General features: G+C 28.3%; 25 protein-coding genes. 3 read left to right on the forward strand and 22 right to left on the reverse strand.

The features are described from left to right. Positions 1–84: 84 nt before the first annotated feature. From yihA to BV55_RS0101280, 6 genes are all read right to left on the reverse strand, one after another. Entirely contained in the window at positions 85–675 is a 591-nt protein-coding gene (gene yihA, locus BV55_RS0101255; RefSeq protein WP_029450902.1) for a ribosome biogenesis GTP-binding protein YihA/YsxC, read from the reverse strand. A gap of 1 nt (position 676) precedes the next feature. Continuing rightward, positions 677–2,998, reverse strand: a complete 2,322-nt coding sequence (gene lon / locus BV55_RS0101260) for an endopeptidase La (protein ID WP_029450903.1) — start codon at positions 2,996–2,998, stop codon at positions 677–679. 393 nt (positions 2,999–3,391) lie between these two features. Next, a complete protein-coding gene (gene clpX / locus BV55_RS0101265) occupies positions 3,392–4,681 on the reverse strand; it encodes an ATP-dependent Clp protease ATP-binding subunit ClpX (protein ID WP_029450904.1) in 1,290 nt (429 codons plus the stop codon). Positions 4,682–4,719: 38 nt separating this feature from the next. Beyond that, positions 4,720–5,313 carry an ATP-dependent Clp endopeptidase proteolytic subunit ClpP gene (gene clpP, locus BV55_RS0101270; RefSeq protein WP_029450905.1) on the reverse strand — a complete coding sequence of 198 codons (594 nt, stop codon included), beginning with the start codon at positions 5,311–5,313 and terminating at the stop codon, positions 4,720–4,722. A 176-nt stretch (positions 5,314–5,489) separates the two neighbouring features. Further along, entirely contained in the window at positions 5,490–6,785 is a 1,296-nt protein-coding gene (gene tig, locus BV55_RS0101275; protein ID WP_029450906.1) for a trigger factor, read from the reverse strand. A 152-nt stretch (positions 6,786–6,937) separates the two neighbouring features. Continuing rightward, a complete protein-coding gene (locus BV55_RS0101280) occupies positions 6,938–7,738 on the reverse strand; it encodes a hypothetical protein (protein ID WP_029450907.1) in 801 nt (266 codons plus the stop codon). Between the two features lie 292 nt (positions 7,739–8,030). On the opposite strand from BV55_RS0101280, the gene BV55_RS0101285 reads away from it, so the two are divergent. After that, positions 8,031–8,450, forward strand: a complete 420-nt coding sequence (locus BV55_RS0101285; RefSeq protein WP_029450908.1) for a bacteriohemerythrin — start codon at positions 8,031–8,033, stop codon at positions 8,448–8,450. A gap of 129 nt (positions 8,451–8,579) precedes the next feature. Here the strand turns inward: BV55_RS0101285 and BV55_RS15495 are convergent, their stop codons facing one another. The 5 genes from BV55_RS15495 to BV55_RS0101310 form a co-directional block, all read right to left on the reverse strand. Beyond that, complete coding sequence (locus tag BV55_RS15495; protein WP_157469581.1) at positions 8,580–8,756, reverse strand: hypothetical protein; 177 nt, start codon at positions 8,754–8,756, stop codon at positions 8,580–8,582. Positions 8,757–8,837: 81 nt separating this feature from the next. Further along, entirely contained in the window at positions 8,838–9,032 is a 195-nt protein-coding gene (locus BV55_RS0101295) for a DUF4250 domain-containing protein (protein WP_029450909.1), read from the reverse strand. Positions 9,033–9,139: 107 nt separating this feature from the next. Then, positions 9,140–10,438, reverse strand: coding sequence for a murein hydrolase activator EnvC family protein (locus tag BV55_RS15005; RefSeq protein WP_051652358.1), 1,299 nt, complete (start codon positions 10,436–10,438; stop codon positions 9,140–9,142). Between the two features lie 138 nt (positions 10,439–10,576). Continuing rightward, positions 10,577–11,722 (reverse strand): tRNA uracil 4-sulfurtransferase ThiI, encoded by a 1,146-nt coding sequence (thiI, locus tag BV55_RS0101305; protein ID WP_029450911.1) that lies wholly within the window; start codon positions 11,720–11,722, stop codon positions 10,577–10,579. Further along, the gene (locus BV55_RS0101310) at positions 11,719–12,858 is read right to left on the reverse strand and encodes a cysteine desulfurase family protein (protein WP_029450912.1); all 1,140 of its coding nucleotides are present in this window, start codon (positions 12,856–12,858) and stop codon (positions 11,719–11,721) included. Before BV55_RS0101310 ends, thiI begins: the two co-directional genes overlap by 4 nt. Positions 12,859–13,050: 192 nt before the next feature. On the opposite strand from BV55_RS0101310, the gene BV55_RS15915 reads away from it, so the two are divergent. After that, positions 13,051–13,335 carry a PspC domain-containing protein gene (locus BV55_RS15915; protein ID WP_084170465.1) on the forward strand — a complete coding sequence of 95 codons (285 nt, stop codon included), beginning with the start codon at positions 13,051–13,053 and terminating at the stop codon, positions 13,333–13,335. A gap of 94 nt (positions 13,336–13,429) precedes the next feature. Here the strand turns inward: BV55_RS15915 and BV55_RS0101320 are convergent, their stop codons facing one another. The 3 genes from BV55_RS0101320 to BV55_RS0101330 all read right to left on the reverse strand — a co-directional run bounded on the left by BV55_RS0101320 (position 13,430) and on the right by BV55_RS0101330 (position 14,828). Beyond that, complete coding sequence (locus BV55_RS0101320) at positions 13,430–14,026, reverse strand: ECF transporter S component (protein ID WP_029450915.1); 597 nt, start codon at positions 14,024–14,026, stop codon at positions 13,430–13,432. 359 nt (positions 14,027–14,385) lie between these two features. Next, positions 14,386–14,631, reverse strand: coding sequence for a spore coat protein (locus tag BV55_RS0101325; RefSeq protein WP_029450916.1), 246 nt, complete (start codon positions 14,629–14,631; stop codon positions 14,386–14,388). Between the two features lie 14 nt (positions 14,632–14,645). Further along, a complete protein-coding gene (locus BV55_RS0101330) occupies positions 14,646–14,828 on the reverse strand; it encodes a hypothetical protein (protein ID WP_029450917.1) in 183 nt (60 codons plus the stop codon). A gap of 218 nt (positions 14,829–15,046) precedes the next feature. Here BV55_RS0101330 and mnmA point away from each other — a divergent pair, with 218 nt between their 5' ends. Beyond that, entirely contained in the window at positions 15,047–16,171 is a 1,125-nt protein-coding gene (gene mnmA, locus BV55_RS0101335; protein ID WP_029450918.1) for a tRNA 2-thiouridine(34) synthase MnmA, read from the forward strand. A gap of 67 nt (positions 16,172–16,238) precedes the next feature. On the opposite strand, the gene clpB is transcribed toward mnmA, so the two are convergent. The 8 genes from clpB to BV55_RS0101375 all read right to left on the reverse strand — a co-directional run bounded on the left by clpB (position 16,239) and on the right by BV55_RS0101375 (position 26,356). Further along, entirely contained in the window at positions 16,239–18,848 is a 2,610-nt protein-coding gene (clpB, locus tag BV55_RS0101340) for an ATP-dependent chaperone ClpB (RefSeq protein WP_029450919.1), read from the reverse strand. A gap of 158 nt (positions 18,849–19,006) precedes the next feature. Continuing rightward, positions 19,007–20,266 (reverse strand): helix-turn-helix domain-containing protein, encoded by a 1,260-nt coding sequence (locus tag BV55_RS0101345; protein ID WP_029450920.1) that lies wholly within the window; start codon positions 20,264–20,266, stop codon positions 19,007–19,009. A gap of 49 nt (positions 20,267–20,315) precedes the next feature. Next, positions 20,316–21,620 (reverse strand): helix-turn-helix domain-containing protein, encoded by a 1,305-nt coding sequence (locus tag BV55_RS0101350; RefSeq protein ID WP_029450921.1) that lies wholly within the window; start codon positions 21,618–21,620, stop codon positions 20,316–20,318. Between the two features lie 274 nt (positions 21,621–21,894). Further along, positions 21,895–22,074, reverse strand: coding sequence for a hypothetical protein (locus tag BV55_RS0101355; protein WP_029450922.1), 180 nt, complete (start codon positions 22,072–22,074; stop codon positions 21,895–21,897). Positions 22,075–22,164: 90 nt separating this feature from the next. Continuing rightward, the gene (locus BV55_RS0101360; protein WP_029450923.1) at positions 22,165–23,124 is read right to left on the reverse strand and encodes a ribonuclease H1 domain-containing protein; all 960 of its coding nucleotides are present in this window, start codon (positions 23,122–23,124) and stop codon (positions 22,165–22,167) included. A gap of 20 nt (positions 23,125–23,144) precedes the next feature. After that, positions 23,145–24,092 (reverse strand): YkvA family protein, encoded by a 948-nt coding sequence (locus BV55_RS0101365; protein WP_029450924.1) that lies wholly within the window; start codon positions 24,090–24,092, stop codon positions 23,145–23,147. A 57-nt stretch (positions 24,093–24,149) separates the two neighbouring features. After that, positions 24,150–25,139 carry a rhomboid family intramembrane serine protease gene (locus BV55_RS0101370; RefSeq protein ID WP_029450925.1) on the reverse strand — a complete coding sequence of 330 codons (990 nt, stop codon included), beginning with the start codon at positions 25,137–25,139 and terminating at the stop codon, positions 24,150–24,152. A 158-nt stretch (positions 25,140–25,297) separates the two neighbouring features. Further along, positions 25,298–26,356, reverse strand: a complete 1,059-nt coding sequence (locus tag BV55_RS0101375) for an HD-GYP domain-containing protein (RefSeq protein ID WP_029450927.1) — start codon at positions 26,354–26,356, stop codon at positions 25,298–25,300. Positions 26,357–26,394 lie beyond the last annotated feature (38 nt).

Raw genomic sequence — 26,394 nt, forward strand, 5'->3', positions numbered from 1 at the left:
ATAACTACAATATAAATATCTATGGACAACAAAAAAGCTTGATACTATGTTCATATAATATCAAGCTTTTTATTAAATTATGTTTTACTTTAATGCTAAATCTTCAAACAATAGGTCTATAATTTCTTCTCTTCCATCTTTTTTTACAGCTGAAAAAAATATCAGCCTATGTTCTGGCTTTAAATTTAAGGTATCTTTTATAAGTTTTTCATTCATTGCTTTTTCTCTTTTTGATATCTTATCGCTCTTAGTTGCTATTACAACCACATCATAATTATTATAATTTATCCATTCATACATCATAACATCATCTGCTGATGGTTTATGTCTAGAATCTACTAATAGTACAACTCTCTTAAGTGTAGTGCTGCTAATAAGATATTCTTCAATTATCTTACCCCAACGGGCCTTTTCAGTTTTTGACACCTTAGCATAACCGTATCCTGGCAAGTCAACTAAATGGAAGTCATCATTTATTAAAAAAAAGTTTATAAGTCGTGTTCTACCTGGTGTAGAACTTACCTTTGCAAGCTTTTTTCTGTTTGTCAAAGCATTAATTAATGAAGACTTACCTACATTAGATCTTCCTAAAAATGCTATTTCTGTCTTTTTATCTTCTGGATATTGTCTTTTAGTTACGGCAGATGTTACAAAATCTGATCTTTTTATTATCATTTTATTTCTCCTCAATTAAAGCATTTTTTATAACTTCATCTATATGTGTAGCTACAATAAAGTTTAATTTGCTTTTTATAGATTTAGGCATTTTTGATAGATCTTTTTCATTTTCTTTTGGTATTATTACTGTGTCTATGCCTGCTCTATAAGCTGCCAAGCATTTTTCTTTAAGTCCACCTATAGGTAATACCCTACCAGTTAAAGTTATTTCACCTGTCATAGCAACATTATGTCTTACCTTTTTCTTAGACAATGCTGATACTATTGCACTTATCATGGTAACCCCTGCTGAAGGCCCATCTTTTGGTACTGCACCTTCAGGTACATGTATATGCAGATCTGTTATCTTGTAAAAGTCTGGATTTATACCATACTTAGATGCATTTGATCTAACATAACTATATCCAGCTTTAGCTGATTCCTTCATTACATCTCCTAATTGTCCTGTAAGTTCTAGCTTTCCTGTTCCCTTCATAGCACTTACTTCTATAGGTAATATATCTCCACCATAAGCAGTCCAAGCCATTCCTGTGACTACACCTATTTTATCTTCTTTATCCGCTTTATCATAAGTAAATTTCACACTTCCTAAATACTTTTTAATTTGACTTATTGTTATGTTTTCTGATTTTGTGTTTTTTTCTAGCATTTCTGTTAAGCTCTTTCTTATAACAGATGCTATCTGTCTTTCTAAATTTCTAACACCTGACTCTCTAGTATATCCCTCTATAATTTCACTAATAGCACTATCAGTAAATTTGATTATATCTTCATCCACATTATGTTCTTTTAATTGTTTGGGAACTAAGTGTCTTTTAGCTATATTTAATTTTTCTTCGTAGGTGTATCCTGATACGTCTATTATCTCCATTCTATCTAAAAGAGGTCTTGGTATTGTATCTAGGGTATTTGCTGTAGTTATAAACATTACATTTGAAAGGTCCATTTCTAACTCTAAATAATGATCCCTAAAAGTATTGTTTTGCTCTGAATCTAATACCTCTAATAAAGCATCCGATGGATCTCCTCTAAAGTCATTACTCATTTTATCTATTTCATCTAATAAAAATAAAGGATTTTTAGATTTAGCTTGTTTCATACCGTATACTATTCTTCCAGGTATAGCTCCAACATAAGTCTTTCTGTGACCTCTTATTTCTGCTTCATCTTTTACTCCACCTAAAGACATTCTAACAAAATTTCTATTTAAAGCGTGGGCTACCGATTTTGCTATAGATGTTTTTCCTACCCCAGGAGGTCCTACTAAACAAAGTATAGGTCCTTTTAGGGACTTACTCATATGCTTTACTGCTAAATATTCTATTATTCTATCTTTTACATCATTCAAACCATAATGCTCTGCTTCTAATATTTCTCTTGCCTTTTTTATATCTAAATTATCAATAGTTTCAACATTCCAAGGTAGCTCTAATATCCAATCAATGTATGCTCTTATAACCCCACCTTCAGAAGAATAGCTCCCGGTTCCTTTTAGTCTTTCTAATTCATAAAGAGCTCTTTCCTTAGCTTGTTTTGGAAGCTTTGCTTTCTTTATTTTATTTTTGTACTTAGTTATTTCTTTTTTATCTTCGTCGTCTTCTCCCAATTCTTCTTGAATAGCCTTTAATTGTTCTCTTAGATAATATTCCTTTTGAACTTTATCTATTTTATTTTTTACCCTTACGCCTATCTTTTTTTCTATATTTAAAATTTCCAGTTCATTATTTATAACCACAATTAATTTTTCTATTCGCTTAGCTATATTAAATACTTCTAAAAGTTCTTGTTTTATATCGCCCTTAAGCATTAGATAAGAACTAATTATATCAGCTAACCTACCTGGGTCCTCCATATCATCAAAGCTAATTAAAGCTTCCGATGGTATAGTTGCTGATAATTTTATATAATCTTCAAATACTTCTCTAAGTGTTCTAACTAGAGCCTCACACTTATTATCCTTTATATAGTCGCCTTCTTCTAATACATTAATTTGTGCTTTATAAAAAGGTTCTTTTTCTAAATATTTTATGATTTTTGCTCTGTTTAATCCCTCCACTAATACCCTTACAGTATCCCCTGGTAATTTTAATATTTGTTTTATACTACACAAAGTTCCTACAGTATAGATTTCACTCTCTTCTGGCTCTTCTATCTTTGCATCTTTTTGAGATACAAGAAATATTTCTTGATCCCTCATCATAGCTTCCTCTAATGCAGCAATAGATTTTTCTCTACCTACATCAAAATGTAAGACCATGTAAGGAAAAATAGTTATTCCTCTTAAAGGAATAAGAGGAATTTCTTTTACTTTTTTGTCCATTTTCTTACCTCGTTTCTCTGGTATATTATAAAGTGATTTTAAATTTCTTATACATAAATAGTAAAATATATGTTTTGAATATCAAATGATTCTAATTATCAAATTGTTTTAGATACACTTATATATATTAATCGATCTTATTTAGTATACACATATTACAATTAAAATTCAATTATAATATAGAGTTAATCTTACTAGACCTATATAAATTCATTTTTTTATATTTATGCCCATATAATCATCATAAAATTGAATTAATAAAGCCTAGATATTTTTAATTTTATATAGGTATAAAGATTTACTTATATTTAAAAATAAACAACTCCTTGAACTAAGGAGTTGTTTATAATTAAACTTATATTTAAATAAATGGCACAGTATGAATTCTATAATTTAAGCACTTTCTATGCCTTTTTTGTTCTTAGACTTTTTTGGTTTCATAGGCAATCTTTTTTGTCCTTCTACCCTTTCGAAAAGAGGTTGTTTTGTTTTTACAGATTCCTTAGTTATTATAACTTTGTGTATTTCCTCATCCGAAGGAATATCAAACATTATATCTCTCATTATTTCTTCAATTATAGATCTAAGACCCCTTGCACCTGTGTTTCTATTTAGTGCTTCTTCAGCTATAGCTTCTAAAGCTCCATCTTCGAAATCTAAAGTAACATCATCTAACTCAAACAACTTTTTATACTGTTTAACAAGAGCATTTTTAGGTTCACTTAGTATACTTACTAAAGCATTTTTATCTAAAGTTTCTAATGTGACAACTATTGGAAGCCTACCTACAAATTCTGGTATAAGTCCAAATTTCAAAAGATCTCCTGGCAATATATCTTTAAGCAATTTACCCATATCTTTTTCATTTTTAGACTGAATACTTGCTCCAAATCCCATAGAACTTTTTCTAGTTCTATTTTCTATTATCTTATCTACACCATCAAAAGCACCTCCGCATATAAACAATATATTAGAAGTATTAATTTGTATAAACTCTTGATGAGGATGTTTCCTTCCTCCTTGAGGTGGAACTGAAGCCACAGTACCTTCTAGCATTTTAAGAAGTGCCTGTTGAACCCCTTCTCCAGAAACATCACGTGTTATAGATGGATTTTCTGATTTTCTTGATACCTTATCAATTTCGTCTATATATATTATACCTTTTTCTGCTCTTTCAACATCATAATCTGCGTTTTGAATTAGCTTTAAAAGTATGTTTTCAACATCTTCACCTACATATCCTGCTTCTGTTAATGTAGTAGCATCAGCCATAGCAAAAGGAACATTTAAAAATTTTGCTAGAGTTTGTGCTAATAATGTTTTTCCTGAACCAGTTGGACCAAGCAATAATATATTACTTTTTTGAAGTTCAACATCATGTTCGCTCTCATTAGAATTTATCCTTTTATAGTGATTGTAAACAGCCACCGCTAAAGATCTTTTTGCATCATTTTGAGATATTACATACTGATCCAAATAATTTTTAATTTCAGTTGGTTTAGGAATTGAAGTTACATCTAACTGCAAGCTCTCTTCAAACTCGTCTGTAATAATTTCTGAACATAATTCTATACATTCATCACATATATAAACTCCAGGACCTGCTATAAGTCTTCTTACTTGATCCTGGTTTTTTCCACAAAAGGAACACTTTAATTGCTTTTTATCATCATATTTTACCATAGTTACACCTCGCTAAGGTCAAATTAAAAAAAGTTAGTTTATACATCTAGTTCATTTTTTACTAAAACTTTGTCTATTATTCCATAATTCATAGCTTCTTCTGAAGTCATGAAATAATCTCTTTCTACATCTCTTTTTATAACTTCAATTGGTTGACCTGTTCTCTCACTTAATATCTTATTTAATAAATCTTTTGTTCTTAATATTCGTCTTGCATGTATATCTATATCTGTTGCTTGACCTTGAAATCCTCCAAGTGGTTGATGTATCATAATTTCACTATTAGGAAGAGCAAATCTTTTTCCTTTTGCCCCTGCTGTTAACAAAAATGATCCCATAGAAGCTGCCATCCCCACACATATAGTTGATACATCAGGTTTTATATATTGCATAGTATCATAAATAGCCATGCCAGATGTTATTGATCCTCCTGGACTATTTATATATAAATGTATATCTTTATCTGGATCTTCACTTTCCAAGAAAAGCAATTGTGCTACTATAAGGCTTGCAGTAGTGTCATTAACTTCATCACTTAAAAGTATTATTCTATCCTTTAAAAGTCTTGAAAATATATCGTAAGATCGCTCTCCTCTATTAGTTTGTTCTACTACCATAGGTACTAAACTCATACCATTACCTCCTTAAAATATCTTACATTATATAATATAACCAATTTTTTATATTGTAACTATATAATATTATTTATTTAATATTGTATATCAATTATACATCAAATTCTATATAAATTCCATTGTATTAAAAACAATTGCCAGAAACTAATTATTCTGGCAATGTAATTTAAATATTATTCTTCTATGGCTTTACTACTTTCTACTATAAAGTCTAAAGTCTTTGAAATTATTACATCTGATTTTAATAATTCTCCTTGAGCGCTAACAATTAAATCAGCTGTTTTTTCTATTTCTTTATCTCCATATTGGCTTGCAACTTCCATAGCCTTTTCTCTTATTTCTTCTTCTGTAGCTTCTATTTTTTCAACTTCACTAATTTTTTGAAGAACTAAGTCAGTTCTAACTTTCTTTTCTGCATTTTCTTTCATGAAGTCTCTCATTTTTTCTTCTGTGTTATTAGTATATGAATAATAAGTTTCAAGATCTAATCCTTGATATTGAAGTCTCATCTCTAAGTCCTTCATCATCTGATCTATCTCTTTTTTAATCATTACTTCTGGTATATCTATAGTTGTATTAGCACAAACAGCTTCTATTACAGCCTCTTCAAATTCTCTTTTTTCTTTTAATTCATTATCTTCTGCTAATTTCACTTCTATATCTTTTGTTAATTCCTCTAAAGTATCAAATTCAGATACTTCTTTAGCAAATTCGTCATCTAAATTTGGAAGTTCTTTAACTTTTATTTCATTTACTGTTACTTCAAAAGTAGTTGGTTTTCCATTTAAATCTTCATTGCCGTAATTTTCTGGGAAATCAACATTAATATTTTTACTTTCTCCAATTGCAGTTCCTATTAATTGTTGTTCAAAGTCCCCTATAAATGTTCCTGATCCTATTTCAAGTGGATATTCTTTTCCTTCTCCACCTTCAAAAACCTCTCCATCTATGAATCCCTTAAAATCTATAACTGCAATATTACCATCTTCAACCTTGCCTTCTTCTTTAACTTCTAATCTAGCATTTTTTTCTTGCATAGCTTTAAGTTGTTTTCCAACTTCTTCTTCATCTATTTCATGTTTTGTTTTTTTGATTTCGAGTCCTTTGTATTCTCCAAGTTCAACTTCAGGTTTAACCACAACTTTTGCAGTGTAAATAAAATCTTTTCCTTCTTCTAACTGAACTATGTCTATTTGAGGGTAATCCACTACTTCAAGCTTATTTTCCTCTATAGCTTTTGGGTATGTATCTTCACAACAGAAATTTATAGCATCTTCATAAAGCACTTCTATGCCATAATATTGTTTTAAGATTCCAATTGGTGCTTTACCCTTCCTAAATCCTGGTACATTGAATTTCTTTACATTCTTATTATATGATTTCTTCAATGCTTCACTAAGCTTTTTAGCATCTACTGTAATTTCCAGTTCAACCATATTTATTTCTGGTTTTTCCATTTTAACGTTCATCTTGTAATTCCTCCTAATAAACTCTTATATTAAAAGCTATATATTAACCTACACATTATAACATAATTATAAAAACTATTTCAAATATTATATGGAATAATTTAAATTTAAGGTTAAACTAATAGTCTTTTTTTATAAAGTGTCTAAAATATTTATTTTATTATATTATCATCAATTGTTATATAATTTAAAGTACCATCCACATCTATTTCAAGGCCTTTATCTTTGATACCATTTATGGTTAATTTTTGGCCTGATATATTTGTATTTTTGTGCGATAAATCATTCAAATCTAAGGTCCATATATATTTTTCTTCTTTTCCAAACCATGGTAACTGACTTATATATGCTATTTTGTTATCATTATAAAATTTAGGCGTACCACACCATATATAAGTAGGATCTTGATTTAGCACTTCATTTTTGTTGAAAGTCTTATTAGAAGATGATGATGTAAACCCTTTTAAAGTACCATCTACATATTGTCCATCAATGTCATAAATAAATAAATTTTGAGTATCCTCTTCATATATAATCATATTTTTCCCTGAAGGGTTTATATCAAAACTTACTTTTTGTCCATTAACATCTAAAAACTTGTATCTTTTTTCTTGGTTTTGTTCTTCATATATAAGTTTCACTATAGAATCATTAGTAACCCTAACTTTATAATAAAGTTCTTCTGTAGACTCTTCATCCTCTTTTTCATCAACTTTTAATGTTTCTTCTTTCATTTTTGTTTCTTCTTCAATTTGTTGTTGCTCTTCTATATCTTGTTTTTCTTTGTTAACTTTATATTGTTTCTTTGTTTCTTCTATAAAATTAGGTATATATTCACTATAAAAGATAGTTCCTAGGGCAATAATTATAATCAATATTATAATTACCACTTTAAATCTTCGTTTCCGCATCTTCCTTTGGTAATCTTTACTGAATATACTAGGCTTACCCATATCTCCCCTCCTAGCCATTCGTAATATAATTGGACTACTTTAATAAGCGATAGATTTACTGTATATTTCCATCTTGTAGATTTTATTTTATTTTGTGTATAATACAATTTTGTATTTTTGTATTATCAATGAATTATAGCATTTATATATTTGTTTTTCAAGCTAAGTTAATTTTTAAAGGTAAAATCTTATTGATATTAATCGTAGATTCTTCTACAAACTCAATTTTACAATATAGATATATAGTTTTATGCTATAATTATATGTCTATATTAAGTAAGGGGGAATTTTTATGTTTCTTTGGAAAGAATCTTATAGTGTTAATATAAGTGATATCGACAATCAGCATAAAGAACTTTTTAAAATTGCTAATAAGTTATCTGATTGTCTAAAGGAATATGATGTTATAACTGATCAATATGATGAGGTTAAACAAATTTTTAACGAACTAACAAATTATACAATCTATCACTTTCAATTTGAGGAAGAGCTAATGATTAACAATGGATATGAAAATATTGCTGTACATAAAGCTCAGCATGATACTTTTATAAATAAGATAAAAAGCTTAGAATTTAATGAGGATATCTATATAAACCAAAAAAGGTCCATGTTAGAGGCACTTTCCTTTTTGTTGGATTGGATAAGTAACCACATACTGATAACTGATATGAAGTATAAATCTTTTCTTAATGGAAAAGGAATAATATAGATATTATCTCTATATTTGAACTACATCCATACATGTAAACTTTAAAATTAATGAAGCTCCTCTTAAATTAAACTATAAATTTAAGAGGAGCTTTATTAAGAAGTTTTTTAAACTTTATATAAAGTAGCACTATCTTTTATTTTTACAATTACACCTTGACTCACCCTTAGATGCATCTCTTCCCTGACATCCACAACCAAATGATTTTATAACCTTTTCTTTAAATATATTTTCTGTGTATCCTTCATAACCATGTTCTACATTATCTTTTAATATAGATTCATTTATTTCTTTTGAATCTTTCATACAAAGTACCCTTCTTTCTTTTAAATACATATTATAATTTTAAAAATCTATAAGCTTTATTTTACTTTTCCACCAATACAACTACTTTTGTGTAAACTGATTAATTTTAACATTATATATATACCCTGATTTTGATAATTTATTTGTTAATAATTCTCTATCTAAATCATAACTTTTAATTAGATCTTCTAATGTATTGAACTCATCTCTTAGTTTCATGTTTAATATACTTAGAAGCATATTTGCATCCATATTCATAATTATTTCTTTATCCATATCTTAACTCCTTTCTTAATTATATTATCCACAATTAATATAATATATATATAAGAAAAAAGAAAGCACATAATATTATACGCTTTCTTTTTGTTTTCTTTAGATTGTTATATGTATGACATAGGATTTACTACACTTCCATTTATTCTAACTTCAAAATGAAGATGTGGACCTGTGCTCATACCTGTGGAACCTACTTTTGCAATAACTTGTCCTTGTTTCACTTGCTGCCCTGCAGATACATTAAGACTATCAGCATGTGCATAAACAGTTTGTACACCATTCCCATGGCTTAAAATAATCATATTTCCATATATATCATTATATGTTGCTGTAATAACCGTACCACCTTGAGCTGCTTTTATTGGTGTTCCTCTTCCTACTGCTATATCCACACCATGATGCATGCCTTTAACCCCGGTTATTGGATGAATTCTTTCACCAAATCCATTAGTTATGGTTCCATCTACAGGTCTTATAAATCCTGATGAATTACTTTGTTCCTTGTCGTTTTGTGGGGTTTTGTCTGCTGGTTTATTATTAATTTGATCCTTAATAAAATTATCTATTTGTGATCTTGCTTTATCATTAAATTCTACAAGTTTTGACACATCTTGTTCATTTGAAGACTTCTCTTTATCTAATTTATTTATAGTTGATTTTTTATCTTTTTCAATATTATTAAGGTCTGATATTATGCTTTGTCCATTATCTTTTTCAGTTAATAGTTCCTTTTGAGTAGATTTTACCTTTTCTTTATTAAATGATAAAGAAGTCATTTTTTTATCTAAATTAACTTTTTCTTCTTCCAAACCTTTTCTTTCGTTTTCTAAGTTTTCTTTCATACTTCTTACTTCTTCTATAAGTTCTTTATCGAGTTTTATCATGCGACTGATATTATTTACCCTAGAAATTAAATCTCCAAAATCACCACTATCTAAAATAGCTTTTAGGATTGCATCTGTTGGGTTATTTATGTACATTCCTCTAAGTCTTTGACCTAGTATTTCTTCCTTTTCTTTCTCTTCTTCTTCACGCTTTTTTATTTCTTCAATCTTTTTGTTAATTATGTCTTCTGTTTCTTTGATATCTTTAGAAATTGATGAGATATCCTCCTCAATTTTAGCTATTTCGTTTTCGTAATGATTTATCTTAGATTTTGTATCTTCAAGCTGTTGCTCTTTTTCCTCTAATTTACCTTGAAGAGAGTTTAACTCTTCTTTTAAATCACCTTGTATCTTTGGTATTTCTTTATTCCTATTTTCTAGGTCTTTTATTTTTTTATTATTTTCTTGTATTTCATTTTCTTTCTTATCTACATAACTCGGAGCTGCATAAACGACATTAACCGTAGTAAAAAGCAAAGAAACACTTATGAAAGTACATAAATACTTCTTTTTAAACAAAAAAATCATCTCCTTTGTTAAGTTTAACTATACCCATTATACTATATTTTTATGTTTTTTGTCATAATATATCTTAATTTTTTGTTAACTGTATATAAAGGCGAAAAGTATTTAATAACACTTTTCGCCTTTGTATATTTAAAATTCTATTAATTCTGTATTGTTTATTGCTTCTTTTACTAATAGTTCTATATCTAAGGCTTCTTCAGACTTTATTATTTCTTTAAGTCTTGGCTTAGTTTTAGGATGCTTCGGAACAAAGATTGTACAACAATCTTCATAAGGTAATATGGATGTATCATAAGTTCCAACTTCCCTTGCTATATCCATTATATCATTCTTGTCCATAGCTATTAATGGTCTAAAAACAGGTCTATCAGCTACGTCATCACTTACTATTAGTCCTGCCATAGTTTGACTTGCTACTTGCCCTACACTTTCACCAGTTGTTACTGAGTCTATGCCCTTTACGCTTGCAAGTTCGCAGGCAAGTCTCATCATAAATCTTCTCATTATTATTGTAAGTTCATCTTCTCTGCACTTTTCAACTATGCCCATTTGTATGTCAGTAAAAGGTACTACATAAAGCTTTATATGTCCAGTATAAGACGCTAGTATCTTTGATAAATCTTTTACCTTTTCTTTAGCTCTTTCACTAGTATAGGGTGAACTATGATAATAAACACAGCTTAATTCTACTCCTCGTCTACCCATTAAGTATCCTGCAACTGGAGAATCAAATCCACCTGATAGCATAAGCATTGTACTTCCATTCATCCCATAAGGCATTCCACCTATAGCTTTTATTTTCTTTTCGTATACATAGGCATTTTTTCTTATTTCAATATTTAAAACATATTCAGGCTTACTTACGTTAACTTTCATATCTTCCATATTACTTAATATATGTGAACCAAGTTCCCTACTGACTTCTAAAGAATTTATCGGAAACTCTTTGTTTGCCCTTTTAGTTTCTACCTTAAAGTCATGTGGATTTATATCTTCCATAACCTTTAAAGCCTCTACTTTAATCTCTTCCATTTCTGCTGGTATCATTCTCACAATACAAAGTTCAGCAATACCAAAAACTCTTTTCACTCTATCTATTATTCCCTGAAGGTCTTCTCCTGCTATAAACCATCTATTTTGATCTGTTATAAACTCATAATCAATATCTTTTAATACCTTTTTTATATTTTCTTTAAGCTTTTTCTCAAACTTATTTCTATTTAGGCCCTTAAGAAATATTTCTGATGCATATTTTACCAATATTATTCTTTTCATATTTTAACTCTCCTTAAAAATCCAAGTGACTTTTTAAGCACTTGCAAAGTATAATCTATTTCATCTTTAGTTGTAAACTCTGAAAAGCTAAATCTAATAGCCCCTTCTAGGTAATCATTAGGTACTAAAAGAGCTTTTAAGATTCTACTTTCCTTAGAATTTTTTGATGAGCATGCAGATCCTGTAGAAACATAAATATCATCATCCTCTAAAGCATGAAGTAAAACCTCTCCTTTTATATCTTTAAAGCTTACATTTAATATATAAGGGCTAAATTCATCTTTTAGTGGACTATTTATCCTAACCCCTTCAAACTCTTTTAATTTCTCAATAAAGTATGCCTTAACAGAGTTAACCTTAATATAATTTTCTTTTATATTATCATTCATCATCTTACTTGCTAATGCTAATGCAACTATAGATGCAACATTTTCGGTACCTGCTCTAAAACCTTTTTCTTGTCCTCCCCCTTCAATAAGTGGTTTAGGTCTTAGCTGATTTTTTATATATAAAAAGCCTACACCCCTAGGTGCATGAATTTTATGTCCGCTAGCAGATAGTAAGTCAATATTGCATTCTTTTACATTTATCTTCAATTTTCCAAAACCTTGCACTGAGTCCACATGAAACTTAGCTCTATGGCTTTTTTCTTTTATTATATTACCTATGGACTTTAAATCTTGGATTATACCAGTTTCATTATTTACATGCATTAAAGAAACAAGCACCGTATCTTTATTTATACTGTTTTTAATCTCCTCTAAGTCGATCTTTCCCTCTGTATCCAAAGAAAGATATGTAACTTTTACGCCTTGTCTTTCCATTTCTTTTATTGTATTTGAAACACTAGAATGTTCAGTAGCGCAAGTTATAATATGATTGCCAGGTTTAACAAAACCCTTTATAGCAAGATTGTTACTTTCACTACCCCCAGATGTAAATATAATTTCTTCTTTTGAACAATTTATAGTGTGACTAATGGTGTCTCTAGCCTCATTTAATTTTTTTTCTGCCATAACACCTAGTTTATGAGAAGAAGATGGGTTACCATAAACCTCTTTCATTGTAGATACTAAAATTTGTGTAACCTCATCATAAGGTTTTGTGGTAGCGCTGTTATCTAAATATATTTCCATATATATCACCTACTTTATATTATTATCTCTAATTTCTTCTTATTAATTATAAACATTATATAAATATATATCCACTATTTATTTTAATATTACTATAGTCATATTAAATTGTTACCCTGATAACTAGTTATAATACACTTATAATTATATAATGTAATCATAAAAACAAATTTCATGTTAGGAGGAATTTATATGAATGATAAAAAAAGATTATATAAAATTAAAGAACAATCAATGATTTCTGGTGTTTGTGCTGGGGTTGCTGAATATTTTAATATAGATGTGTCTATTGTAAGATTAGCTTGGATTGCTCTGGCCTTTATTTATTTTGTAGGTGTTATAGTTTATATTGCTGCTGCTATTGTTTTGCCAGATAAAAAAGATTTAATTAAAAAAGATCCTAATTTTAATAAACCCTTTGAAGATGTAGATTATCATGAATCAAATAAAGATTTTAATGAAAATGATTTTAAATAATCTTTTTTAATATTAAATTTAATTATTTAAAATACTTTTAAATAATTAAAGCTTGCACTTTTAATATGCAAGCTTTAATTTATTTATTTAAAGTTTATTTAGTATGCTTTTTATCTTTTATTATCTTGTTTACAGCTCCTACTACAGAAACGGTTATTAACACTGCGGCTATGGCTTCTAAAATACCATTAGTGTATGCTATCCCAAAAATAGTTTTTGTTGCCTTAGCGACAGTAAGACCTTTTCCTTCTGCATACTTGTCCACATACAGTACATATATCATAAATAAAACTCCTACTGTATTTGTTAAAGACCCTACCGCTGCTCCTATACCTATCCTTAAAGACTCATTTTTCACCTTAATTAGTTTATAACTATAATAAGATGTTAAACCAATTAATACCCTTGGCAATATAGAAACTAAAGGATTTATAAATGCAAAAGATAACATATTTGGAGCAACTATGTTTTGTATAAGGCTAAAACCTCCAAACATAAATCCAATAAGCATTCCAACCTTAGGTCCTTCTACTATTGCGCCGATTATTACAGGTATATGCATTATAGTTATTTTTGCTATAGGGAGCTGAATAAATCCATATCCTGTAGCACCTAACACAATACATATGGCTGATAGCATTCCTACCACTGTAAGTTGTCTTGTTTTTGATAGTGTTGTTCTATTTTCCATGACATCCTCCTCACTCTTATTCCTTATAGGATATAAGTTGAATATTTGTTTTACTGTGTATGAGTTCGATTTCTAAAAGAATATCGACTAATGTTATTTTATCACTTCTTTTTAGAAATGTTAATCTATTTTTTAAAAAATAATCTAATATAAGTCTTGGCTTTTAAGTTCTATATTATGAAATAGTTAATAAAAACTTCAATTTTATATTTATATTTGAGCTTTAAGATGTCCTTATGTGAAATATGTAACAATAAAGGCTTTCAAATTATTAATTTGAAAGCCTTTATTATTTAATTTATCTTTATATTTTTAGAATTAATTAAACTTCAAATTTAATACCCTTAGGTCTAAATGCTTTAATAATTAAACTGTGATTTAACTTCTTGTACCTCTGTTGGATTTGCCTGTGCTGCTGGCTTATAAAATCCTTTTTGGGATGCAACTTTAAATAAGTTATATTGACCTTCTTCATCACAATTTCTTATTTGTTGAATAGTTTGCCTTAATTGCTGATTTTCTGTTTGACTTATAACACTTGCGTATCCTGTAAGACTACTGTTTACCATAGATAAAATATCATTAACCATTTCTTTATCTTGCATTTATACTCCTCCTTTTATCCTAAAAAGTTAATTAATTTTTGTTTTGTATTTTCTGCATCTGTAGCCGACTTTTCGAACATTTGTTTTATTTGTGGATCTGTAGCATTTTGTGCATAATCACTAAGCTTCTTATTTGCTGTTTCATGAGCTCCTATAAGATGCCTTAAATTTTGTAATTCTAATTGATTTAATTGCATTTTAACCTCTCCTTTTATAATGTTTTATTTACCTTAGTAGTATTAGAATTATCATCTTAAAATATACCTTGAAATAATATCTTTTATAAGATATTGATTAATAAAGCATTTTGTGTTAAAAATATTTAGTCAGTAAAATAGCCAAAGAAAGTATATGTATGTATAATAGAATTATTAATATGAAGGGAGGAAGATGTCATTTTTTGACATTGATATATATGAAAGATCCTAAAGATACAAAAGTGATTGTTGGAATGTCTGGTGGTGTTGATTCTTCTGTGGCCGCATTATTACTTAAAGAACAGGGGTATAACGTGGTGGGTATATTTATGAAAAACTGGGATGAAAAAGATGATGATGGTGCCTGCACGGCAACAGAAGATTATGACGATGTTAGAAGAGTTTGCGATCAATTAGAAATTCCTTATTATACCGTGAATTTTGTTAAAGAATATTGGGATAGGGTTTTTACCTATTTTTTAGAAGAATATAAAAAAGGTAGAACTCCAAATCCGGATGTAATGTGTAATAAAGAAATAAAGTTTAAAGCTTTTTTAGATATGGCTTTAAAATTAGATGCTGATTATATAGCTATGGGTCATTATGCGAATGTAGTATTTAAAGATGAAGAATACAAACTTTTAAGAGGTGATGATACTAATAAAGATCAATCTTATTTTTTATGTAAGTTAAATCAATATCAGCTTTCTAAGTCATTATTTCCAATAGGTCATTTAGAAAAGCCAAAGCTAAGAGAAATAGCAAAAAAGGCAAACCTTAAAACTGCAGATAAAAAAGATAGCACTGGAGTTTGTTTTATTGGTGAAAGAGATTTCAATAAATTTTTAAGCGAATTTTTGCCTGCAAAACCCGGTGTCATAAAGACTTTATCTGGAGAAATAAAAGGGAATCATAATGGACTTATGTATTACACTTTGGGTCAAAGAAAAGGCCTTGGTATAGGTGGTGAAGGTAACGCTTGGTTCGTAGCTGAAAAAGATCTTAAAAACAATATACTTTACGTAGCTCAAGGTGAGGATAATCCTCTTTTATATTCTTACGGTCTTGTAGCTACAGATCTAAGTTTTATAAGCAATAATCCTAAGCCTAGCAGCTTTAAATGTACTGCTAAATTTAGATATAGACAGCCAGATCAAAATGTTACAGTAACTATTATGGAAGATGATACATGTTTTGTAGAATTTGAAGATAAGCAAAAGGCTATAACTCCAGGACAAGAAGTAGTTTTTTATGATGACTTAGAATGTCTTGGTGGAGCTACTATAGACAAATACTTTAAAAATATAGATAGCATGAACAAATTTAAACAATATAACTTATAAAATTTAAAAATAAAAAGGTGGCCGAAATACATAATATTTTGGCAACCTTTATATTTTAACCTCATATTTATTTATTAATACCTTCTTTAATTGTTATTTCTCCATCTTCCATGATTACCTTTATATTATTACCTTCTTTTATTTCTCCGGAAATAATCTTTCTAGCTATTTTTGTTTCTAAAGTATTTTCGATGTATCTTTTAAGTGGTCTTGCACCATAGATAGGATCATAGCCTTCCTTTGCTATAAGCATCTTTACTTCTTTTGTTATATTTAATTTTATGTTTTTTTCTTCTAATCTATAATCTAAATCCTTCAAAAATATATCTATTATTTTTATTATTCCTTCTTTAGATAATGGTTTAAATAAAATTATGTCGTCCATTCTATTAAGAAATTCTGGTTTAAATCTATCTTTCATTTCCTTCAATACCGCATCTTTTATATGACTTTCTATATAATCTTCTTGATTATTTTGAAGTAAATATTGACTTCCTATATTAGATGTCATAATTATAATTGTATTTTTAAAATCTATAATATTACCTTTATTATCAGTCAACCTTCCATCATCTAAAATTTGAAGAAATATATTAAATACATCTTCATTAGCTTTTTCTATCTCATCAAAAAGTATAACACTGTATGGTTTTCTCCTAACAGCTTCTGTTAATTGACCACCTTCTTCGTAACCTACATAACCTGGAGGTGCACCTATAAGTCGAGATACTGAAAACTTCTCCATGTATTCTGACATATCTATTCTTATAATATTTTCCTCGCTATCAAATAATGTTCTAGCTAATGTTTTAGCAAGTTCTGTCTTCCCAACTCCTGTAGGGCCTAAAAATATAAAAGATCCAATTGGTTTGTTTGGACTTTTAAGTCCTGCCCTTGCCCTAATAACAGCGTTTGCTACAGCCTTTATAGGTTCTTCTTGATCTATAACTCTTAATTTTAGTTCATCTTCCAGTCTTAAAAGTTTATTTCTTTCCCCTTCTAAAAGTCTTGAAACAGGAATACCCGTCCAATTTGATACTATATTAGATATTTCCTCCTCCGTTACCTCCTCTTTTAACAGTGCCCCTTCGTAGTTATCTTTAATTAACTTTTCTTTTTCTTCAATCTTCATTTCTATTTGCGGAAGCCTGCCATACTTTAATTCTGCTACCTTATTTAAATCATATTCTCTCTCGTACTTTTCAATTTGACCCCTAACATCGTCAAGTTCAGTTTTTAAATCTCTAACTTCTAAGATATGAGACTTTTCTTTATCATACTTAGCTGTCATAGCCTTATCCTTTTCTTTTAATTCACTAAGTTCTTTTTCTAAATTCATTAATCTTTCTTTAGAAAAGCTATCTTTTTCTTTACTTAAGATTTCAAGTTCAATTTCTAGTTGGAATATCCTTCTTCTAATAATATCAAGTTCTGTAGGCAAACTATCTATTTCCATTCTTATCATTGCACCAGCTTCATCCATAAGGTCTATGGCCTTATCTGGCAAGAATCTATCTGTTATATATCTATCAGATAATTTAACTGAAGCTATTAAAGCTGAATCATGAATTCTTACTCCATGATGTATTTCAAATCTTTCTTTTAATCCCCTTAATATAGATATGGTATCTTCTACAGATGGCTCTCCTATTATTACAGGTTGAAATCTTCTTTCTAAAGCTTTGTCTTTTTCAATATACTGCCTATATTCATCAAAGGTAGTGGCACCTATGCAATGAAGCTCTCCCCTAGCTAATAGAGGTTTTATAAGATTACCCGCATCCATAGAACCTTCTACTTTACCTGCTCCTACTATATTATGAAGTTCATCAATAAATAAAATTATTTTTCCATTACTTCTTTGAACTTCTTTCAATACCGCTTTTAATCTTTCTTCAAACTCTCCTCTATATTTAGCTCCCGCAATTAAAGCTCCCATATCTAATGAAAATATTATCTTATCTTTAAGAGTTTCTGGAATATCTCCTCTTACAATTCTTTCTGCAAGACCTTCAACTATGGCTGTTTTACCAACTCCAGGTTCACCTATTAATACAGGATTATTTTTAGTTCTTCTAGATAATATTCTAATAGTTCTTCTTATTTCTTCATCTCTTCCTATGACAGGATCTAACTTATGGTTTCTAGCAAGCTCTACAAGATTCATCCCATACTTTTTTAGAGCATCATAGGTGCCTTCTGGGTCTACAGTATCTACCCTTTGATTTCCTCTAGTTTTAGCTAACGCATTCATAAAATCTTTTTTAACTATCCCATTATTTTTCATTATCTTTCCTGTAAGTCCTTTAAAATCTATATCCATTATTGCTAACATAACATGCTCAACACTAACATAAGAATCTTTAAAATTGTTGGCTATTTTTTCTGCTGCAATAAATACTTCTTCTATGCCTCTTGTAGGGTATACAGAATTTCCAGCAGCACCACTTCCTAACACCTTAGGTAATCTTTCTAATTCACTGTCTATATTATCCCTTAGTGCTTTTAAATTTACCCCTATTTTTTCTAATATATTTGGTATAAGTCCATCTTCTTGCTGTACAAGTGCTGCAAAGAGATGTATTATATCAATTTGTTGATGATTGTAACTTACAGCCAAAGCATTAGAATCATTTAATGATTGTTGTACTCTTAATGTTAACTTTTCTATATTCATACATCTTCTCCTCCTAAGCATATTTTTTATTTTTATGATATATTATATAGTTTATCAATATATCATAAAAATAAAAAGACTATACTACAATGTAATACAATCTTTTTTCATTAAATATATCGTTAAAATCTTTAATTATATGTAAAAAAAGACATCTATTATATCTTCTTTTGAAGGCCTATTGCTAATGTAAAATATTTTATAGCTTCACTTATATCTCCCATCTTATAATACATATTTCCCATTTCCATATATCTTTCATATCGTTCTTGATTATTTGCATATTTAAACAAGGCATCTGTAGAAAGATTCATATACATGTCAGCTTTATCGTAATGTCCAAGCTTTTGTAATATAGCAGATTTAAAGTAATATGACTTTTCTATATGATTTATATCATCACAATCTATAGCCAGATTCAAAGCTTCATTAGAAATTAATTGTGCTTCATCCAGTATACCATTTTCCACCAATACTTCTATACACCTTAGCATACATCCTACTAATTCCTTTTTATCATGTTTTGGATATATATTTAACCCTTCTTTTATATATTTTGTAGCTTTATCCTTATAGCCATTTTCAAACATCGGGATAGCATAGTTTAACATAGCATTAGCTTTTCCCTTGTTATCCTCTTTAAAATATTTATAAGATTTCTCTTCATATTCTTCAAAGTTATCCTTTTCCATTTTTAAGGATAATATAGCAAGTAAATGATAAATTTCTGCATTTTTGGTATCATCCTTCACACTATCTAAAATATCTATAACTGTAGAAATAACTTCATAAGCTTTATCATAGTCTTCTATCATCATATAACATGCTGATTCATTGTATATAACTGTTGATAACATTTCATAATCTTGTATTTCATTTTCAGCTAAATACTTTTTTACAGAATTATAATAGGTAGCTGCTTGTAAATATTCTTTATTCATATATAAATATTTTGCCATATCCTTATAATAAATAAGTCTGCTATTATAAGGATCTGACTTTTGACAAAGATCGTAATACTTAGCGTTTATAATCTGAATATTTTCGAACTTACCAACTTTTAAGTATCCATCAAATAAAATATGTACTATTTCAAATCCCAAGTTATAATATTTGCATTCTAGTGAATATTCCAAATTATATTGGAGTTTCTCCTCTACCTCATCATTAAATTTGCTATTTTTTAACAATTCTATATTGTCTTTTATTTGTTCATCAGTGTTTTTCATAAGATAATCCACATCTAAATTAAGCTTTTTTGCTATATACTCTACAACCCCTCTTTCTGGCACAACCTTACCATTCTCTATACAGCTCATTTTGGATACTGATATTTCATCTTCACATATATCCTTTAATGTAGCCCCTTTATATATTCTAGCTCTTTTAATCTTTTCTCCTGTAGATAATATTTCCATAACTTATCACACCTATCCAAATAAAAATTATTTTCAATGGTTTTTGTACCTAAATATCCTTAATTACTCCTAGTTTCTTAAACATTAATACCCCTTCATTAAGATATTTCGCTGCGCCCTTGTCATCTTTATTTTCTATATAATAATTTCCTAAAATTATTGATATTTCTGCAGCTTCTTTATAAAGTTCCATATTTTTCGCAAAATTCAAAGCCATTATTAAGGTATTTTCTGCCTCCGAACTATTTTGTTCTAACATTTCTACTTTATATTTTAAAAGGTAATATTTTATTAAAGCATCGTTGTCACCATCTTCTATTTTAGATGATATCTCACTTAAAGCCTTTATACAGTTTTCTTTATCTTTTATTTTTATGTAATTTTCACAAATATTTATAAGTGTCTCTACTATTTTAGGATCCTCATTTCTTAAACGCATGTCTTTTGCTTTATTAAAATGTTTAAATGATTGCTCAATATTTTCAAACTCATAAAATAATTTTCCTAAATTGTTTTCAATCTGAGATACTTGAAATGAATCTTTTAACTCTCTGAATATGTCTAAGGTTTTCACAGAATATTTTATAGCATTATCTACATCACCTTTTTTATTATATTGGTCTGCTAATAAAAGAAGTGACTTTGCATAATTCTTTTTATCATCTAGCTTACTAAACTTTTCTTTTGCAAGATAAGTATAGCTTATTGCCTCATTTAAACTTTCTAGTTTATAGAAGGTATTTGCAATATAGTAATATATCTCACCTATCAAGGCATCATCACCCATATTGTTTTCTAAAAATGTCTTCTCTGCTTGCTTTAAATAACTACTAGCGGAATAATAAGCTTTTGCATCAAATGTAACCTTGCCTAAATTTAAAAAGGTTTTTACAATATCTTCATAGCTATTGTTTTTTATGAATATAACATTTGATGATAAAAAAAGTTGTTGTGCGAGTCCATATTCATTTCGAGATTTATGTATGATAGCACTTAGATATAAATTTTTTGCCTTTCTATATTCTAAGTTATATTTTTCTCCATAATATAAAGCCTTTTCTATATATCCAATGGCACTATTTAAATCTTCATTAAGTATATTAGCTTCTGCCATATTCTCAAAAAACAAACAAATCTTTTCTGCTTGACTTTCCTCAGATTCCATAAGATAATCTACAGAAGTTTCAAGGGCATAGGCTAAATATTCTAATAAGTCCATACTAGGATTAGATTTACCTGACTCTACTAAACTTATTTGTCCTGGGGTTATCCTGTCTTTAGCTAAGTCCTTTAATGTCATATTTAATTCTTTTCTCCGTCTTTTAATCTTTTCTCCTAAAGATAAAATCTCCATAATCACTCTTCCTTCATAATATATATTAATAATCTAATACTTTGCATGAATATTCTGTTTTATTATACCATATTTTTAGCGTAAACCCTATATTTTTTAGTATAAATAGAGTATGCTTTAATTTTTTCTTTAGTTTTTTTACATCTTATTACATATTATTACATCCCATCATCATATTCCCATATGCCTATAAGTTTTTATAAGTTCTATTCAATTAAATAAAATCTAAAAAAGAGAAGCTTAATAAAAATTAAGCTTCTCTTTTTTTGTATCATTATTTCATAAAATTTGACATTCCGCTGTACATGCTGTCCGCTACATTTCTTATGCTTTTTCCTGATCTTTTAATCTTCTTTTTAGTTTTTTTGTCTATCATGTCAGTACTCATCATGCTAACAGCAGCACCTATAGCAATTCCAGTAGTCATTCCTGTGATAAATTTAGTCTTTTTCATGTTTAACCACCCCTTTTTTTTATTTCTATAGGTAGTTTATACACTTTTTATATTATTAAACGTTGTAATAATTGGAGAATGAATAAAACCTTATTTTAAAAGATTAATTATAATATTATCTTTTAATTTAATATCCAATGATTTTAAGTATTTATTAGTATCTTTAAGTGAAAGGTTTTTTATTTTTTCTATAGCATACAATATTTCATTTTCACCTTCTACACTATTTATTGTTTGTAACCCCATGTTTTGATTTTTACTTTCTTTCATAGAACCTTCATTAAAAATTTTAGAAACTTTTATATTATCTTTAGAAGACTCACTTACTATGTCTCCGATATCTTCAATTATATGCTGGTTTATTACTTTTATTTCTTGTTTTTTAAGTAATTTGTTGAATACATTTTTTATTTCTACTCCTGCAGCAGATTTTGCAAGTTCATCTGCTAGCTCATTATATAAGTCTAAGGTATGACTATCTACTTTAACAAATATTATTTCTAATCCATTTTCTTTCATAGCATAATTCATGAAATTATAATAATCTTGCGATGATTTTCCTTTTCTTTCCCAATATCCTGTAGCATGGTGGCTTATTCCTTCATAATCATGAAATATTATTATATTCTTGTAACCTTCTTTTAAAGCATATTCAGTTCCTTTAAGTGCAGCTTTAAGTTCACCTGCTATTTGCCTTGAACACTTTTCGCTATCTTCTATACCGCTTCCTTTTTCAACATATACAATTTCATCTTCTATTATAACCACAAATCCATATCCATAAACTCCAGTTACTATGTTAAAGCTACCATCTACATATATTTGAGGAATATTTTTTGGATACTCATCTATACCTTTTTTAAGAAGTTTACTATCACTTTTTAAAAAGTTTTCTGCTTCCACCAAAGATTCAAAGCTTTTATATTTAGCACTCTTTACGCCTTTAACATAACTTAAACACTCGTTCCAACTAGTAACGATTTCATTTGTTACCTTTTGACCCTTTAGACTATCATACCCCTCTTTTATGGCATAAAACTTCTTTCCCATTTATTACCTCACCTTATTTTTTATGAAAATTTTAAAATAACACTATATAATTTATCAACATTTGTTCCACCACTAAATTTATTTATATAAGTTATGGCTTCTTTTAATACTATAATTATATTATTTTTACCCTCCCAATTTTCTAATATAATAGGGAGCGGTACATCATTAACTATTCTATTGATTGCAAAAAATGCTACTGCAAATTCATCTATCTTACCTATAAAAGGTATTCTATCTGGAATAATATCAAATGGCAGAGCTAAATAAGCAATAGATGTACCTAGTGCTATTTTAGTCTTCGTCTTAACTCTTTTATCTTTAAATATTCTATAAATTAAAGATAAAATATCCGGAATAATCATTGCCCATTCAATAGTTTCTTTATACGTTTCTGGTAGGTTTTGTGTAACCTTTTCTCTAGTTATAGAGTAACAATCTTTAACCTTTTCTAAATTTTCAATATCATCATAAATTATATCTTCTTTGACATCCTCAATTTTTAAAGATTCTACACTTTTATTTAATGAAATTTCTAAAGTTGAAACTGAAACTTCCACATAAGATTTTAATAATTCTATATAATCTAATTTAAATGTTACATAAGGTACAGCTTTTAATAATATATTTAAATCTAATTTAACATTATCTTCTTTAACGTATACGCCCTTTTGTTTTAAATCCTCTATAACCTTCTTTAAGGTATATTTTTTAAGTGGTGATATTACCCCTATCTTGTACACCTTAAGAGATGTGAGCTTTAAATTTATCTCATTGTTATAAAAACTTCCAAAAGCTAAAGTAAGTTTAAATGGTATATCTATGACCTTTTTATATGAGCCTATTACTTGTATAAATTCGTTTATTAAAATAGATTTAATTTTAAGACCTTCTACATTTAAATATTCATCTATAATTCCAATTAAATCTTCTTCTGATAATTTAACCTTCACATTAGAAACTAACATAGCAATCCACTTCCTTTTACTAAATAAGCTAAAATATAATTGATTTTTAAAAGCATTTTATTCTTTAAATAATATAAAAGAAATTATAAGACCTCCTACAAGACCTCCTAAATGACCGAAGTTATCTATATTAGGTATGGTAATGCCTATCAATATATTAACAACTATAACTGATAATATGTTTCTTAAAAATTCTTTACCTATTTTATGCTTCATTTTATATGCAAAAATAAGAGATGCTCCTAGAAGTCCAAAGATTGCACCTGAAGCACCCACCGAAGTACTTTGTGAAAACATATAAGAAGCTAGTGATGAAGTAATTCCTGAAAGAAAATATATAATCAAAAATTTCTTTCTCCCATAAAAGCTCTCTACTATTTCACCTGTAGTTCTAAGGGCATACATATTTAATCCTAAATGTAGCAAACCTCCGTGTAAAAACATGGCCATAAATAATCTGTAATATTGACCTGCATTTATTAGCTCATTGTTTTTAGCACCAAGAAACAATAATACCTTTATGTCTATATCAAATATACTTTGAGATAAATAAGCTGATATTATAAATATGAATATATTTATTCCTATAAGTGTATAGGTAGCTTTATATTCATTTATTGATTTTTTAAGGGTTCTTTTTTTAGTGTTACCACTTTTATCATTTTGGGCTAGCTTTGAAATTAATCCTGCGAAGTTTTTTATCTGCTCACTACTCCCAACCAATCCACCATTGTCCGAATCTAATATTATAAAATTATAGTTTTGATTTTCTAATATATCTAAATAGTCATTTGTAAATTTATCTATTATTATATTGTTAAGACTTAATGCCTTAATGCCTTTTTCCCTCATATATTCTAGCGCTAAGAAACTTTTGTTTGCGAAGTCTTCTTTAGTGGAAAATGTAACTACAAAGGCATTTTCATTTTCATACTTTATAACTAAAGAACCTTTAGAGTCGTCCTTTGATATCTTATATTCTTCTAAACTAAATCCGTAATCTTTTATCAAAGATGAAATAATATTATTAATATACTTTTCTCTCATACATCCTCACTTTTTAATTAATCTATATATTATAAATTAATATTTTCATTGTAATGATTCTATCTTACATAATACTCAAGCTATTTTCAACAAATTAAGCAACCTTTATACTTATTTCAATCTTTAGCCATTACTTTGAATCATAATTTTTTGTATGCTTAGTAGACACATTCTACAGATAAATTTATATGTTCTAATAAATTTACTTCATAAAATTTTATAGGTGTTTTGTCCTCTCCATGATAAAGCACCCTTATTACTGGTCTATCAGGGAATCCCTTGTTTTGCTTTATTACATATCCTTCTACTCCATCTGAAAGTTTTAGACATGAACCTAGTGGGTATACTGCAAAGGTTTCCTTAAATACTTTAACCACCTCTTCATCAAAGAACTTTCCTGATCCCGCTAGTATAAGTTCATAAGAATCCTTTGGATTAAATTTTGTTCTATAACTTCTATCATTACTAACTGCATCGTATACATCACAAACTGATATTATTTTTGCATTAAGACATATATCATTACCTTTTAGTCCAAATGGATATCCTGTTCCATCTACCCTCTCATGATGTTGTAATATGGCATCTGTTACCTTTACAGAAAGGTCCGTGTTTGACCTTAATATATCTGCCCCATATATTGGATGTTTCTTTATTTCTAAATATTCAACATTTGAAAGCCCTTGTGATTTATTTAATATATCCTTACTTATTTTCACCTTTCCCATATCATGAAGTGTAGCTGCAATTCCAAGATTTATAATATCTGATCGTTTAAAGGCCATATTTATACCTAAAAACGCAGCCATTATTCCAGTATCAATACTATGTACAAATGTATAATTATCATGAGTTTTTATATCATTTAAACTTTTATTTATATCTCCAAACTCTATTATGTAGTTCATAAGTTCTTCTACTTTAATTAAGGAATCCATGATATCCACTCTATCATTTAAGGTGATCTTTTTTACTATGCTACTCATACCTTTTAATGTATCTATCTTTAATTCATTAAGCCTTATATCTTCTAAGTCTAAATCTGAAAGTCTCTTATCTTCTATATAAACATAAAGCACCTCTAATTGTTTTAGTCTATTTATATAATTAAGTGTTAAACTAACTCCAGCCCTTAAAAGTATTTTTCCATCACTAGAAAATATACTTTTTGCTAGTATATCACCAGGTTTAACTTTTAATATAAATTCTATCCGCATAATTCACCTCGTAAAATTCTTTTTTTACTGTAACAAAA

The organism is Clostridium algidicarnis, from assembly GCF_000703125.1.
GTDB lineage: Bacteria > Bacillota > Clostridia > Clostridiales > Clostridiaceae > Clostridium_L > Clostridium_L algidicarnis.

Excerpts from the sequence above, each read along its gene's own strand:
- BV55_RS0101365 (WP_029450924.1), bottom strand. The coding sequence starts at position 24,092 with ATGTTAGTTTCTAATGTGAAGGTTAAATTATCAGAAGAAGATTTAATT.
- BV55_RS15495 (WP_157469581.1), bottom strand. The coding sequence starts at position 8,756 with ATGAAAGATTCAAAAGAAATAAATGAATCTATATTAAAAGATAATGTA.
- BV55_RS0101320 (WP_029450915.1), bottom strand. The coding sequence starts at position 14,026 with ATGGAAAATAGAACAACACTATCAAAAACAAGACAACTTACAGTGGTA.
- BV55_RS0101360 (WP_029450923.1), bottom strand. The coding sequence starts at position 23,124 with ATGGGAAAGAAGTTTTATGCCATAAAAGAGGGGTATGATAGTCTAAAG.
- lon (WP_029450903.1), bottom strand. The coding sequence starts at position 2,998 with ATGGACAAAAAAGTAAAAGAAATTCCTCTTATTCCTTTAAGAGGAATA.
- mnmA (WP_029450918.1), top strand. The coding sequence starts at position 15,047 with ATGAAAGATCCTAAAGATACAAAAGTGATTGTTGGAATGTCTGGTGGT.
- tig (WP_029450906.1), bottom strand. The coding sequence starts at position 6,785 with ATGAACGTTAAAATGGAAAAACCAGAAATAAATATGGTTGAACTGGAA.
- BV55_RS0101310 (WP_029450912.1), bottom strand. The coding sequence starts at position 12,858 with ATGGAAATATATTTAGATAACAGCGCTACCACAAAACCTTATGATGAG.
- yihA (WP_029450902.1), bottom strand. The coding sequence starts at position 675 with ATGATAATAAAAAGATCAGATTTTGTAACATCTGCCGTAACTAAAAGA.
- BV55_RS0101355 (WP_029450922.1), bottom strand. The coding sequence starts at position 22,074 with ATGAAAAAGACTAAATTTATCACAGGAATGACTACTGGAATTGCTATA.
- BV55_RS0101295 (WP_029450909.1), bottom strand. The coding sequence starts at position 9,032 with ATGGATAAAGAAATAATTATGAATATGGATGCAAATATGCTTCTAAGT.
- BV55_RS15915 (WP_084170465.1), top strand. The coding sequence starts at position 13,051 with ATGAATGATAAAAAAAGATTATATAAAATTAAAGAACAATCAATGATT.
- clpB (WP_029450919.1), bottom strand. The coding sequence starts at position 18,848 with ATGAATATAGAAAAGTTAACATTAAGAGTACAACAATCATTAAATGAT.
- clpX (WP_029450904.1), bottom strand. The coding sequence starts at position 4,681 with ATGGTAAAATATGATGATAAAAAGCAATTAAAGTGTTCCTTTTGTGGA.
- BV55_RS0101345 (WP_029450920.1), bottom strand. The coding sequence starts at position 20,266 with ATGGAAATATTATCTACAGGAGAAAAGATTAAAAGAGCTAGAATATAT.
- BV55_RS0101350 (WP_029450921.1), bottom strand. The coding sequence starts at position 21,620 with ATGGAGATTTTATCTTTAGGAGAAAAGATTAAAAGACGGAGAAAAGAA.
- thiI (WP_029450911.1), bottom strand. The coding sequence starts at position 11,722 with ATGAAAAGAATAATATTGGTAAAATATGCATCAGAAATATTTCTTAAG.
- BV55_RS0101285 (WP_029450908.1), top strand. The coding sequence starts at position 8,031 with ATGTTTCTTTGGAAAGAATCTTATAGTGTTAATATAAGTGATATCGAC.
- BV55_RS0101325 (WP_029450916.1), bottom strand. The coding sequence starts at position 14,631 with ATGCAAGATAAAGAAATGGTTAATGATATTTTATCTATGGTAAACAGT.
- BV55_RS0101370 (WP_029450925.1), bottom strand. The coding sequence starts at position 25,139 with ATGAGAGAAAAGTATATTAATAATATTATTTCATCTTTGATAAAAGAT.
- BV55_RS0101375 (WP_029450927.1), bottom strand. The coding sequence starts at position 26,356 with ATGCGGATAGAATTTATATTAAAAGTTAAACCTGGTGATATACTAGCA.
- clpP (WP_029450905.1), bottom strand. The coding sequence starts at position 5,313 with ATGAGTTTAGTACCTATGGTAGTAGAACAAACTAATAGAGGAGAGCGA.
- BV55_RS0101280 (WP_029450907.1), bottom strand. The coding sequence starts at position 7,738 with ATGGGTAAGCCTAGTATATTCAGTAAAGATTACCAAAGGAAGATGCGG.
- BV55_RS0101330 (WP_029450917.1), bottom strand. The coding sequence starts at position 14,828 with ATGCAATTAAATCAATTAGAATTACAAAATTTAAGGCATCTTATAGGA.